The following is a 13,426-nucleotide window of genomic DNA, read 5'->3' on the forward strand; positions in this document are numbered from 1 at the left end:
GTTGATGATGCTGATTCATGCGGTGGCTCTGTGAACCCGCATATACGTTCTTTTCGTCAAAACTGATTGTTGACACAACAACCCAGGGCCTATACGTATGGAGCAAAGCAGAATACGGGAAAATAATACTAAATCTTCGGATGCCTGATTCAGCTTCCACTAGGGTTAATCTCTTGAGAATTGATTTTCTCTTCATGGAGGACAAATTATGGATAAAAATAAGAAAAAACCAGGTGGATAAACGAACGGAGGGGCCAAGAATGAGGAGTGAGGTAGAAAATCAAGTTGAACAATTTACTTTTTCTATTAATTCTGGCAAGACTATTGCGAATTTTTTACAAGAAAAAGCAAAGAGTTTTATAGAATTTCTATCGCTAATTATAGAAGATGAGCACAAAGCTAAAAACGTTTTTCAGTTGGTAGTACAAAGAGAAAAAGTAAATGAAGCCCTAGTGTATTATTTCATAATCTTCCCCTCCGAAGAAAAAGAACGTTTTTTAGATTTTCTGGGAACGTGTTCCCAAAGTTTCCCCGGGGCGAGAAAAAATATGCTTTGAGAAATTGTTTTAGCAGCAGCCAAATGACACCCAGCGCCGCTAAACGCCTTGGCTAAATATTTTGAAAATGTTCCCCTCTAGATAAATTGTTAATAGATAAATTGTTGACTTCTACAGAAAACTATACAAAGCGGCCTTGATGTAGGGATGAATACCGCTTGGGATAATTGCTAAAGCAGCGGCATCTGGGTTCCTGTGTTTTTAATACTGTTACAAAAGGCCTTGTCGTGTCTTATAATTAGCTTCTCGTTTCAGCTTGATGGAGAAAGCTCCTCCCGGTCTAAAAATGGTTGATTTAATAATCCTTAGCGCACCCATTCAAAGCAATCGACTCCAAGAAGTTCTTGCTGTGTTGTTTCAAATTAATTTGCCGTTCTAATACTTAAAAAGGTAGGTATGTGCGCCATGTACTTCCCCTATTGAGGTGGCTAATCAATCAATAGAAAGTATTTATCACCTTCGACTTATCAAACAAAAGAAGAGATAGCGGATCGAAAAATCACCTTGGAAGAGCTAACACAACTAAGAACAGCGCTTTCCGTTTTTTCATCTGACCTCGAAGCGCCCCTTTAAAAATTAATTTGATTTCTATTGTTTTTTCGAAATTACAACGACATATCAATCAGATGATTTTTTTAAATATTTTAGCGGAAGTAATGCCAAATTCCATTGGTGATTATGAGCTGATACGACTTTACGTAGATTTTAATCTTAAATGCTCCGATTTCTCGGGTGAAAGAAAAAAGAATTACCCGGAATGTGCTTTTGAAAAATTAATAAGGATTCCTTTTGACGAACATCATGAAAGTGATTTTATTTTATGGGATCGTTTAATGATCAAAGTAATTGAGTCTGATAAAAATAAGGGGAATTATACTTTTGGTAATCTTAAACTTTTGCGTGATGGAGTTATTGTCGATTTGTCCATCTTGATTGACATACATAATTATGAGATGTTTTCTGTGAGATGCGTAGAATACATTAACAACCCAGAAGCTGAGAAGTCTAGAAAAAGATAAAATAAAAATTATTCTGCATTTCTTCCTTCCTCGAAATCCTCAAAAGAAATGCCATCGTATTTCGAGCTAATGAAGTGGGATTTTAAGGGAAAACGACCCTGACGCTAGCTAGCAAATTGCACACACCAACCAGACACGCTATCATTTGCTTTTGATTTGAGCCAACCAGTAGGAATGCCCATGATTTCACGCCGAGACTGTGCCAATGCGATTCGTGCGTTGGCGATGGATGCTGTTCAAAAAGCCAATTCAGGGCACCCAGGGATGCCCATGGGGATGGCGGATATTGCCGAAGTTTTGTGGCGGGATTTTTTGAAATTCAATCCTGCTAATCTTAATTGGGTCGATCGCGATCGTTTTGTCTTATCCAATGGTCATGGCGCTATGCTACAATACGCGTTGCTGCATTTGACCGGGGCCGGTTTAACCATTGAGGATATTAAACAATTTCGTCAATGGTATTCGCGCACTCCCGGTCACCCAGAGTTCGGTGACACACCGGGTGTGGAGACCACCACTGGGCCTCTGGGCCAAGGGCTAGCCACTGGTGTTGGCATGGCAATGGCTGAGCAAATGCTGGCGGCAACGTTCAATCGCGAAAATTTCCCTATCGTGGATCATTACACTTATGTTTTTGCCGGCGATGGCGATTTAATGGAAGGTATTTCCCACGAGGCATGTTCGTTAGCGGGGACATGGGGACTTGGCAAATTGATCGTCTTCTACGACGACAATGGGGTTTCTATCGACGGTGAAGTCAGCGGTTGGTTCACCGACGACACGCCAAAGCGCTTTGAAGCTTATCATTGGCATGTAGTGCCGAATATCGACGGTCATGATCCCGATGCAATTTTGAAAGCTATTGAAGCAGCCCAAAATATAACGGACAAACCCAGTCTCATTTGTTGCAAAACGATCATCGGTTATGGCGCACCAATTTTGGCGGGCAAAGCTGTCACGCATGGAGCCCCCTTAGGTGAAGAAGAAGTCGCTAGGGTTCGTAAAATTTTAAATTGGCCACATCCGCCTTTTGAAATTCCCGAGGAGATTTATGCAGCGTGGGATTGTAAAGAAAAAGGCGAAAAAAATGAAATCCAATGGAATCGACTGTTTACCGAATACGAAAAACAGCATCCCGACTTGGCCAAAGAATTTCGTCGACGGCAACAAAAAGAGTTACCGAAACAATGGGAACAAACAGGGAAAGAGTTACTAGCAATGATGCAAGAATCAAAAGAAAATAATGCCACTCGCAAATTTTCTTTAAAATGTTTAAACACATTTGCGCTGTTATTGCCTGAATTAATCGGCGGCTCCGCAGATTTATCTGAATCCAATTGTACTAAATGGACGGGCGCTACTATTCAGGGTCAGGATAATCGTTCCGGAAATTATATCAAATACGGCGTGCGTGAATTCGCCATGACGACTATAATGAATGGAATGGCGTTGCATGGAGGATTTATTCCCTTCGCCGGGACCTTTTTAACTTTCTCCGATTATGCGCGCAATGCGCTGCGGCTTGCAGCGATGATGAAAATCCATGCTATTTTTATTTATTCTCACGATTCAATCGGTCTAGGTGAAGACGGACCGACACACCAGCCGATTGAACAATTACCTTCACTACGCATGATTCCCGGTCTGCGCGTGTGGCGCCCGTGCGATGGGGTCGAAACGGCTGTGGCTTGGAACAATATGATCAAAGAACCGGGTCCCAATTGCCTTTTATTAACCCGCCAAACGGTCGCTCATCAAGACCGAGACGAAAAACAAATCACTCAAATTGTTAAAGGCGGTTACATTTTATGGGAATTCTTTGGAAATCGTGAGGTTATTTTAATCGCTTCGGGCTCGGAAGTGGCTGTTACGATCGAAGCTGCAAAGGCATTAGCAAAGGAAAATATTTCAGTTCGTGTTGTTTCCATGCCCTGTTGCGAAATATTTAAAAAGCAAGACACCGATTATCGCAACTCGGTATTGCCCCCAAACGTTAAAAAGCGAGTAGCAATCGAGGCCGCTCATCCCGATTATTGGTATCAATTTGTGGGTTATGAAGGCCGAGTGATCGGAATTGATCGCTTTGGTGCTTCTGCGCCGTGGCAAGTGGTGTATCGTGAATATGGGTTCACGGTGGAAAATATTCTTAATGTGGTTAATCAACTATATAAATAAATTAGGAGAATAAAATGTCTTTCAAGATCGCTATTAATGGTTATGGCCGCATCGGGCGAAACATTTTGCGCGCTTTATATGAGTCAGGAAAAAATAAAGATCTTAAAGTCGTAGGGATTAATGATCTCGGTGATATTAAGACAAATGCGCATTTAACTAAATATGATAGTGTGCATGGCCAATTTTCTGGCGAAGTGAGTGTATCTCGCGATAGTCTTGTGATCAATGGCGATAAAATTGAGGTATACGCGATAAGAAATCCGGAAGAATTGCCTTGGCGTAATTTAGAAGTGGATCTTGTGCTAGAATGCACGGGTCTATTCACCAGCAAAGAAAAAGCAGAAGCGCATTTAAAAGCTGGTGCTAAAAAAGTTTTAATTTCTGCTCCTGCAGGGAATGATGTAAAAACTATTGTATTTGGCGTTAACGAAAATATTATTTCAAGCGATGATGAAATTATTTCAAATGCTTCTTGCACGACTAATTGTTTAGCGCCTTTAGTTAAAGTACTAAACGATGAAATTGGGGTTGAGCGTGGCTTAATGGTTACCGTTCACGCTTACACAAACGATCAAAATCTCACGGATAGTTATCACAAAGACTTACATCGCGCTCGCGCTGCTACGCAATCGATGATTCCAACAAAAACAGGGGCGGCGGCGGCGCTGAGATTAGTTTTGCCGGAATTGGATGGAAAGTTGTATGATTATGCAATTCGCGTGCCAACCATTAACGTGTCGGTCATCGATTTTACTTTTGATGCGAAAAAAATAGTTACTGTGTCAGATGTCAATGCGATGATGAAAAAAGCGGCGCAAGGAAGAATGAAAGACGTCCTTGGTTACAATGATGAGCCGCTGGTTTCAATTGATTTCAATCATAACCCACACTCCTCTGTGTTCGATGCGGGTCAAACCCGTGTGATTGATCAACTTGTAAAAGTTGTTTCTTGGTATGATAACGAGTGGGGGTTTTCAAACCGCATGTTAGATACAGCATTGGCTTTTTTAAAAGCTTAAATCGTTTCTGGCATCCTGCACAGCGAGAATCCAGGTGCGCTTGGTCCCCGCTTTCGCGGCGACGACAAAGTTTTTTTGAAATTAGTCTCATAGAAAAAACAACCTAGAATGGGAATATTTATATCAAGGTTCCGTTTTTTAAACGTCATGCCCCCGCGGGAGGGCCCCGACGGGGTTTAAGTTTTTCACGCTTCACCACGGGTGGGTAATGATAGAGGGCCCTTGTATCAAGGAGATTTGAAAGGAACAAGGCGAAAGAGAAGCATCAACTTTACAGTCATTAGGGGTTTATGCTTAAGTTGATGGCTAGGTGACTGCGCTGGAACAACGAATTGTCAAAATTAGAATTGCTGAAAACACCTAGCCAAATCGTTGCATAATATTTTTTACCGCTGATATTCCTATGCGCATCACGCCATGCATATCGGGATAAGTAAATGCACCTCGGCGTCCTGTTGATACTAATAGTAATATTCTGCAAATGCTGCATCATGTATCCAGGTGTTTTTCAAAATTCAACGAAAAAATAGGATAACCTGTTCCGCATCGAGTAAGATGAGTTTCAACAATTTCGTCAGGTTGGCAAAGATCTTCTTCTGCTAATCGCCTGAAAATTTGTTCTTTGACAGACGCTTCAGCGCGATATTTAGGATCATCTATTTCACAAATTATTTCTACGATAAGAACGGTGTGATCCGTCGGATTCACTTCCAATCCAGCATTTTTAGGCTAACAAATGCGATGAAAAATATGATCGCGATAGTAAACAAAAAGCCCGTCAAAACATTTTGGCTTATTAACTAACAAACCATAGATTGCGATGGATTTATAACGGATCTGATTACCACCTTTAAAACGTAATCGGAAAAAACGGGATCGAGTCGACGAATTAACGTATTAATATGAATAGTTGAAATACAAGCATCGCATTCTAGCTCACACGTCTCGCTATCCTTCTGATAGATAATTTTTTTACGTTATTATCTTCAGTAATAAGCTTTTTTACTTCCGCTCGAAGCAGAACTTCCCCACTTAGATCGATGACTGCTTTTGCCACACAGGGGGGCATCGTTTCAGAACCGTGTGGGAATAATGGAGAATTTCTTTCGTTAAATGGTTTTCTGTCGTTTTCTCGCGGTCTTTAATTCCGATTTTTTACTCCCTTTTTAAGCACATCAATCGCGATTAATTTTAGCATTTTTAAGGTAATAAAAATGGCAGATAATTTCGGATGAATTCCCCAATACTGATGAGTAAAATCTTCAAAAAAGAATTTATACAAGGGTTTCCCATATAATCGAATCAACGCTTCTTCCGCATCCTTGGGAGTTTTTCTCACGATGGAATTTTTGAATTGATCTATAAAATAAAGCAGAAACTTGTCGAAAAAGTTTAAAAAAGGAATTACTTTGGTCATATCCTGAAATTGAAAAAGGTGACGAAAATAACTGCCAGCCCAGCGTTCTTCCCCCATCAGCGCTTTAACGTCTTCAAAAATCTCTCAGTCAAAAGAATGAAACATATGCTGACCCGTATGATACCAATTTTCACCATAACTCTGAGCCATCTGCCAGCCCGTCTGTCCTTTCTCCCTTATCTAAATACAGTCCCGAAAATTTTGACGCGTCAGTAACTGATAGACGCAAAGATCCGCAGGACCTCCTCCTAGGATTGCAATATGTGGATTAGTTCTTTTCATTTTAAACAGTCAATATTTCATTTTAACAATTTTTGTTGAATTGATAAAGTCTCAATAATTCTGTATCGGGCAATTCTATATGAGGCCAACGAATGGCTTGGTCTCTTTCGAGATGATGCAATACACGGAGTTTTTCATGGGTTTCTTCTGCTTCCAATAAACCGATGAGTAAATAATTCGCCTAATCGGCTGATTCGGCTTGATGAATTAATCCATAGGCGCCATCTCCTCCAATACCATTCGGGAATAAATCACCCGTTTTTAATGGCTGTTTTGCATAGGCATAGACATCCTTTAACCGACTGTAGGTGGGTCTATAATGCCTGTTTATTCCATAGAACAGCTAGCGCAACCACACGAAGGGGTTTCTAAATGACATAAGTGATAGGGACGCTAAAATACATAATTAAGGGTAACAGTTATGCACTTTATAATAATTTAAGTAGCTCTCTTGCAAACGGTCTTCGCATTTTCCGATAACATATACGCCTCCTCCAGGCTGGGCTCCTAATATGTAATCAACTCGGCCTTTTTCTCCATAAGCATCAAAATCAAAAAAATTAATCACCTCGGAGACATGTTTTGCGACAGGGCCTTCCATAGCCGATTTTTTCGGAATTAGATTTGTACCGTTGGCAATTAAAGCCATTTCGAATTTACTTGATGCCATCTGCTGAATACGCCACGCAAGGAACCGCTTTAAGATTAAGTTTTTTAGGGATTTCACGTTTGCTATCAGCGGTCGAAGACGATCCAGAAAACCTTTTATATTTCCTGCCTGAGTAATGAAATCCCCACAGTTGTACTTCTTCAATCATGCGACAAACACCATATTGGTCACCCGCATTGCTGGTGACAATAACTCCGTGTTTTGCACAGCCTCATGCTGCAAATAAACCTAAGATAAGGATCCATGTGCGCATTCAATAAAACGAGATGCGGTTTACGATGAATAGCCCTTAAGCACATATCTTTCAGAAATACCCATGGTACTGTCGCGTCTACTAACACATCGAATTCGACGTTAGGATCGTCCAGCGCTTGATCTGCGTTAGAAAATAATTTCGTCTCCTTGCCATAAGCAACTCGGCCTCTTTGCACGGACTCCATCGTCGTTGCCGCGATAAAAGCCAACCTCATTCCTGGCGTTCTCCCAATTTGCCATGCAATCCCGGTCCCCATCGAGCCCACGCCAATCAACCTCACTCGTATTGGTGATCCAGTTTTCTCGCGATACTGCAATTCATTTAATATATAACACTTCTCTCCTTTATTTTATGTATACCATCGTATTTTAAACGGGCTGCAGATACGATCCTATTTTTCCAATTTTCTTGGTACCAGTTTAATATAATCGTTTCAGTGATTTTTTGTAGCTGAATTACTGTACCATTCAATAGCTATTTTTTCATCGAGCTTTTGGCCAACAACTTTTGCTATTAATTGTTATAATGGTTGTAACTGATAATTTTGTTCTTCGCACCCCAGATTAATAATCTATCCGTTAATTTCCAATGCGTTGGCGCGAAGCAGCAATACCATAACGTCGGTGGTGTCTTGCACGTGAACCATCGATCAATACTGCGTTCCATCGCACATCAATGGAATACATTTATGTTTCCAAGCTCCATAAACCATGCTGTTGATAGCAAGATCAAAACGCATCCGTAGGCTGTGTTTCATAGACGGTGGCTTGCCGCATAACGGTGACGGTAAAATCATCGGTAGCCAATGGCAGAATTTCTTTTTCGGCTTTTTCATTAGCCTTAGCATAAGTAGTCAGTAGATTAGTTTTCGCTTCTTTATCAACAGCACCTTTTTGAAAACCATAAATACTGCAACTAGAGGAAAAATATAGTGTTTCACTTTTTACTGTTTCACCAGAGTGGCGGATTGGACGCAGGCTTGGTGATTAATTTCCCACGCGCCTATCAAATATATCCCCGCTCGGGTCATTCGAAACAGCATAAGTCAATGAAGTACCACATTGGTAAACAGAGATGGTTGTAACCGCCGAATATCTTCGTTAATTAACATCTAAATGTGGATGTTGTGAGAGAACTTATCTAATCTAAGCCAAAATAAGAACGGTCCACGGCCTTGACGTGATAACCTTTTTAATAATTTCGGCGTGAGCACACTGCCAATATATCCACTGCACCGGTTACTAATACTGTTTCCATTATCAATCCCCGTGATATTTCGCGTTAATTTCTGCCCGTTGCAAAAATACCCCTACCGCATCCTTTTCAAAAAAAAGAAGATTATTTTTGATCGGCTACTTAATATTAATGTCATGGTCGTCACAGCGAATGTATCTCTCTGATTCGGGAGCATACCCTACTGTGCACTTATAATGCCGTATTTTCCTTCAATATCACCATACCATGAGCAAAAAAAACTAGGAGGTATCCAACGCCATGTGATTATTGGTAGAAGAAAGTTCTGTGGAAACCCATTTTCCGAATGTCGGTGATTCCCGTCGTAAATCAACAGCTACATCAAATAATTTACCTAAAACCACACACTAATTTTCCTTGCGCATGAGGGTCCAGTTGGTAATGTAATCGTCTCAATAATCCTTCTTTATTGATAAAGAATGATTATCTTGTAAAAATTCCCCATTAATATGGTGGCGCCTAAAATCGCTTCGCTTGAAGGTTTTTATATAAAAAGCCTCAACCATCCGTAAACACTTTGGGTTTGATCAAAATAACCTTAAGAATACCCATTTTTAAATTAAAATAGCATACAAGATCCTTAAAGGGGGTTTATATAACGTTGAATAACATAATCAGCAAAAGCTATTGAACTGGTAAAAGCCGGTGAAATTGCATTTAAAATATGAATCGTATTTTCATTTCTTTCAACAACAAAGTCCATCATTAATTCTTTGGTCTTCCAATTAACCAGTTGAGGGCGCAGCCCGACTTTATAAGTTGGCATTAACCATTCCGGCTTGAGCTGTTTAACTAATTTCTTAGCATCTTCGGAAAAGAATTTTTTGATGTATTTGAAAGGCTCTGTCATCGCTACTTTTCTAAATTTAGAATTGTGCATAAATAAAATTAAACTTTGAAAAGTAATTTTTAGGAGTTCGCTATCGATGCCTTTTAACAACCCATAATTCTCTCGCCCAAATGCAGGAATCGCCGTTGGACCTAAATAAACATCGCCGGAAGCGCTTTTGGTAAAATGCACACTTAAAAAGGGATTCTGAATATTGGGCACTGGATAAATATTGCCGTGAACTAAATGGGAGCAATCCGGCCTTAATTTTTTATAAATTCCCTTAAAGGGAATAAACGAATAATTTTGACCTACCAAAAATTCATGGGCGACCCTATCGGCATACGCGCCTGCAGCATTGATTAATAAGTCGAACTGGATAGTGCCGTTAGTCGTTTTTACGGTATTTTTATTCATTCGGCTTAAAAATTGGGTCTGCAATAAAATATCGACATGCCCTGTCGCTTGCAATTCCTTTAATAAGCATCGCATAATTTGTTTCGGATCAACGATTACCGTATCCTTAGAATAAAGGGCCTTTTCAGTTGTTTTCGCGTATGGCTCAATCTCAGCTGTTTGCTTTTCATCTATAATTTCAACATCGGCCCCATTCGTTTTAGTGCGACGCTCAAGCTCTAATAACACCGGGAGCTCTTCAACATGGCGGGTTACAATCACCTTGCCCGATGGATTGAGATAAAGTTGATGCGCTTCACAGAATTGACGCATCAATTTGTTTCTCTTTAGACAAAGTTTGGCCTTTAAACTTTCTGGCGGATAATAGAGACCTGCATGCAAGACACCGCTGTTTCGACCTGAAGCGTGTAAGGAAATATCGGATTCTTTTTCGATAATAATGAGGCGACGGAACCCCCGGGCAATGAGCTCTCGCGCCAGCGTAAAACCGATAATTCCCCCTCCAATAATCAAAACTTCACATCGATTCAGGTGAGGGCTTTGAGGAAGGAAAATGGATGTCATCAACCAATGTCCTTAATTGTACTGCGTTTGCTCTACCCGTGTCCAAATATGCCGAAGCTTTGCATGAATCTTATAGCCTGTCAAGGTGCTAGCTTTTTTGAGGAAACATCAGTAAAATGCCTGTTTCTTGAGAGCAGGAGAGTAATCCATGGCTGCTGAAAGTTTTGAATTAATAGCCGAATTACGTGAATTCACGGGCAAAAGCGCGGCGCGCCGGATGCGGCGTTTTGAAGATAAAGTCCCGGGAATTGTTTATGGTGCGGGTAAAGCTCCCAAATCCATAACCTTATTGCAAAAAGACCTTTTGAAAGCCCTCGAAAGTGAATCCACCTTTTCATCCATTCTCACGCTTAAAGTCGGTGACAAAAAGCAAAAAGTGATTCTTAAATCGCTCCAACGGCATCAGACAAAGCTTAAAATTGTGCACATTGATTTTCAGCGTATCAAAGCTTCTGAAACATTGATCATAAACGTGCCTTTGCACTTCCTGGGTGAAGACGATTGCCCTGGCGTTGAGGCGGGTGGGGTCGTTTCACACCTACAAAGCGAAGTCAAGATTCGCTGTTTACCGGCCGACTTGCCAGAATACATCGAGGTGGATTTATCTCATCTTCAATTGGACGAGTCCGTGCATTTGTCCAACCTCAAACTGCCTGCCGGTGTGGAATTAACCTCGGCGGTAGATGAGAAGCACGATTCGCCAATCGCGAGCGTTCACATGCCAAGGGTTAACAAGTCAGACGTGGAAGCTGCAGAAGAAGAGGGTGCTGAAAAACCTGCTTCTGAAGCTGAGGCCAACGGCGAGGCAGGGCAGGCTGATACTGATAAGAAGGAATAATCGGCCTTGTCGGGCGGGATTAAACTGATTGCAGGCCTTGGAAATCCAGGCGATCAGTATGCTACAACACGTCACAATGTCGGATCGTGGTTCATTGAAACGTTGGCTCAGAAACTGAATCAATCCCTGGCCAAAGAAAATAAATTTCATGGTTTTGTCGCAAAGTATAATGATTACTGGTTACTTAAGCCGGCCACATTCATGAACGAAAGCGGACAAGCTGTTGCCGCGTTGGCTATTTTCTATAAAATAAAGCCTTCAGAAATTTTAATCGCACACGATGAATTGGATTTTTCCGCCGGCGACATTCGCTTGAAAGAAGGGGGCGGACACGGCGGGCATAACGGGCTTCGTAATATTATTCAACACATTGGGAGTAGCAATTTTTTCCGCTTGCGAATTGGGATTAATCATCCCAGCCATAAAGGCCAAGTCATTCCTTACGTTTTAAGCCCGCCGTCCAAAAACGATCGAATTGCTATTTTGGCAGCCATCGAAAAAGGTTTGCGCCTGATTCCAGAATTGGTGCAAGGTGATTTTCAAAAAGTGATGCGGGAATTGCATTCTTAAAAACTTCCTCTCCTGATGGCAGGAGAGGTGAGGTTCAACATGGGTTTTAAATGTAGCATCATTGGATTGCCCAACGTCGGTAAATCAACATTATTTAATGCCTTAACAAAAGCAGGCGTCGAAGCGTCGAATTATCCTTTTTGCACCATCAAACCGAATGTTGGCGTGGTGTCGGTGCCTGATAAGCGGCTTGAAAAAATTGCTCAAATTGTTAATCCGAAGCAAATTATCCCTACGACAGTTAACTTCGTTGATATCGCCGGTTTAGTGGCGGGGGCTTCAAAAGGCGAAGGTCTTGGTAATCAATTCCTTGCCAATATCCATGAAACTCAAGCCATCGCCCACGTCGTGCGTTGTTTTCAAGACGAGAATGTCACCCATGTGGCGGGAAGTATTAATCCCATTGCCGACATTGAGGTAGTAAATACTGAATTGGCTTTGGCTGACTTAGAAACGCTCGGTAAAATGTTAGTGAAAATTGCAAAAGACGTGAAATGGGGCGATAAAAAAGCACGTGACACCTATGCTTTATTGGAAAAGTTTAAAAAGTTTCTCAATGAGGGCACGCCAATTCGAAATGTTAATTTAACAGAGGAAGAAGAAATTTTATTACGCCCTTACCAATTACTGACTTCAAAGCCGGTATTGTATGTGGTTAACGTGGCGGAAGACGGTTTTAGGGATAATTCTTATTTAAATCAAGTCTACGAATTTGCCGCCAAAGAAAAAGCAAAGGTCGTGCCCGTTTGCGCAGCTATCGAGTCAGAAATCGCTGACCTTTCTGCCTCCTCCGATCAACAGGACTTCCTACAAAGCTTCGGGCTTGAAGAGCCGGGACTGCATCGCGTAATTCAAGCAGGCTATGAATTACTGGGATTAATTACCTTTTTTACGGCTGGCCCCAAAGAACTCCGCGCATGGACTTGTCCTAAAAATTCAACGGCGCCTAAAGCAGCGGGGGTCATTCATACAGACTTTGAAAAACGCTTTATCCGTGCTGAAGTTATAAGTTATGACGATTATACCCAATTTGGAGGAGAACAAGGCGCGAAAGACGCTGGCAAGTGGCGGTTAGAAGGAAAAGAGTATCTTGTGCAAAACGCTGATATAATATACTTTCGAGCAGGTGGTAATTAACCTTTGTTGAATGGCCGTATGATGAAACGATTACTCTTTGGAATCTTTTATTTTCTCTTCGTTAATCCTGCACTTGCCAATAATGGCATTTCCTCTTTTACAACAAGGCCTTAAACACGATCTATTAAGCTACCCATGCGTCGCTCAGCAGACGCCCGTAAACCATTGCCTGCAATGGCTACGCTACTTAATCATACATTCATAGAATCTGTAACATTACCTAAGCCGATTACTGTAAAACGAATCCCGTTTTCTTCTTTAAGGAAGAAAACAGAAGGCTTAGCAAATAAATTTACCGAAAAAAGACGCGAGAAATCTCTTATATGGTGAGCGAAACCAAAGGAATGGTGTTTTTTATTTAAAGTCGTTTTTGGATAAAAACTACCATTATCAGGCTTGACATAATTCCCATAAATCGCCAG

The 13,426-nt window shown here is 41.2% G+C and carries 8 protein-coding genes and 4 pseudogenes; 7 read left to right on the forward strand and 5 right to left on the reverse strand.

The window, feature by feature from the left end; genetic code table 11:
- Positions 1–140: 140 nt before the first annotated feature.
- From FIV31_RS03045 to gap, 4 genes are all read left to right on the forward strand, one after another.
- Complete coding sequence (locus tag FIV31_RS03045) at positions 141–557, forward strand: hypothetical protein (protein WP_280123769.1); 417 nt, start codon at positions 141–143, stop codon at positions 555–557.
- Positions 558–1,183: 626 nt separating this feature from the next.
- The gene (locus tag FIV31_RS03050; RefSeq protein ID WP_280123770.1) at positions 1,184–1,576 is read left to right on the forward strand and encodes a hypothetical protein; all 393 of its coding nucleotides are present in this window, start codon (positions 1,184–1,186) and stop codon (positions 1,574–1,576) included.
- Between the two features lie 156 nt (positions 1,577–1,732).
- Positions 1,733–3,751 carry a transketolase gene (tkt, locus tag FIV31_RS03055; RefSeq protein WP_280123771.1) on the forward strand — a complete coding sequence of 673 codons (2,019 nt, stop codon included), beginning with the start codon at positions 1,733–1,735 and terminating at the stop codon, positions 3,749–3,751.
- Positions 3,752–3,765: 14 nt separating this feature from the next.
- Positions 3,766–4,770 (forward strand): type I glyceraldehyde-3-phosphate dehydrogenase, encoded by a 1,005-nt coding sequence (gene gap, locus FIV31_RS03060; RefSeq protein WP_280123772.1) that lies wholly within the window; start codon positions 3,766–3,768, stop codon positions 4,768–4,770.
- A 360-nt stretch (positions 4,771–5,130) separates the two neighbouring features.
- On the opposite strand, the pseudogene FIV31_RS03070 reads toward gap, so the two are convergent.
- The 5 genes and pseudogenes from FIV31_RS03070 to lhgO all read right to left on the reverse strand — a co-directional run bounded on the left by FIV31_RS03070 (position 5,131) and on the right by lhgO (position 10,459).
- Positions 5,131–6,469, reverse strand: a pseudogene (locus FIV31_RS03070) (protoporphyrinogen/coproporphyrinogen oxidase).
- Between the two features lie 17 nt (positions 6,470–6,486).
- A pseudogene (locus FIV31_RS03075) lies at positions 6,487–7,723 on the reverse strand (homoserine dehydrogenase).
- A pseudogene (locus tag FIV31_RS03080) lies at positions 7,717–8,658 on the reverse strand (NAD-dependent epimerase/dehydratase family protein). Before FIV31_RS03080 ends, FIV31_RS03075 begins: the two co-directional pseudogenes overlap by 7 nt.
- Positions 8,655–9,201, reverse strand: a pseudogene (gene rfbC / locus FIV31_RS03085) (dTDP-4-dehydrorhamnose 3,5-epimerase). Before rfbC ends, FIV31_RS03080 begins: the two co-directional pseudogenes overlap by 4 nt.
- 28 nt (positions 9,202–9,229) lie before the next feature.
- Positions 9,230–10,459 (reverse strand): L-2-hydroxyglutarate oxidase, encoded by a 1,230-nt coding sequence (lhgO, locus tag FIV31_RS03090; RefSeq protein WP_280123773.1) that lies wholly within the window; start codon positions 10,457–10,459, stop codon positions 9,230–9,232.
- Positions 10,460–10,607: 148 nt separating this feature from the next.
- Here lhgO and FIV31_RS03095 point away from each other — a divergent pair, with 148 nt between their 5' ends.
- From FIV31_RS03095 to ychF, 3 genes are read left to right on the forward strand one after another with little or no spacing between them, the layout of a single operon-like run.
- Positions 10,608–11,297 (forward strand): 50S ribosomal protein L25/general stress protein Ctc, encoded by a 690-nt coding sequence (locus FIV31_RS03095; protein ID WP_280123774.1) that lies wholly within the window; start codon positions 10,608–10,610, stop codon positions 11,295–11,297.
- A 6-nt stretch (positions 11,298–11,303) separates the two neighbouring features.
- A complete protein-coding gene (pth, locus tag FIV31_RS03100; RefSeq protein WP_280123775.1) occupies positions 11,304–11,867 on the forward strand; it encodes an aminoacyl-tRNA hydrolase in 564 nt (187 codons plus the stop codon).
- 39 nt (positions 11,868–11,906) lie between these two features.
- Positions 11,907–13,004 (forward strand): redox-regulated ATPase YchF, encoded by a 1,098-nt coding sequence (gene ychF / locus FIV31_RS03105; protein ID WP_280123776.1) that lies wholly within the window; start codon positions 11,907–11,909, stop codon positions 13,002–13,004.
- Positions 13,005–13,426 lie beyond the last annotated feature (422 nt).

This window comes from Coxiella endosymbiont of Ornithodoros amblus, assembly GCF_019425495.1.
Lineage (GTDB): Bacteria > Pseudomonadota > Gammaproteobacteria > Coxiellales > Coxiellaceae > Coxiella.

Coding starts and splice junctions, on each gene's coding strand:
- FIV31_RS03045 (WP_280123769.1), top strand. CDS start 141: ATGCCTGATTCAGCTTCCACTAGGGTTAATCTCTTGAGAATTGATTTT.
- FIV31_RS03095 (WP_280123774.1), top strand. CDS start 10,608: ATGGCTGCTGAAAGTTTTGAATTAATAGCCGAATTACGTGAATTCACG.
- FIV31_RS03050 (WP_280123770.1), top strand. CDS start 1,184: ATGATTTTTTTAAATATTTTAGCGGAAGTAATGCCAAATTCCATTGGT.
- lhgO (WP_280123773.1), bottom strand. CDS start 10,459: ATGACATCCATTTTCCTTCCTCAAAGCCCTCACCTGAATCGATGTGAA.
- gap (WP_280123772.1), top strand. CDS start 3,766: ATGTCTTTCAAGATCGCTATTAATGGTTATGGCCGCATCGGGCGAAAC.
- ychF (WP_280123776.1), top strand. CDS start 11,907: ATGGGTTTTAAATGTAGCATCATTGGATTGCCCAACGTCGGTAAATCA.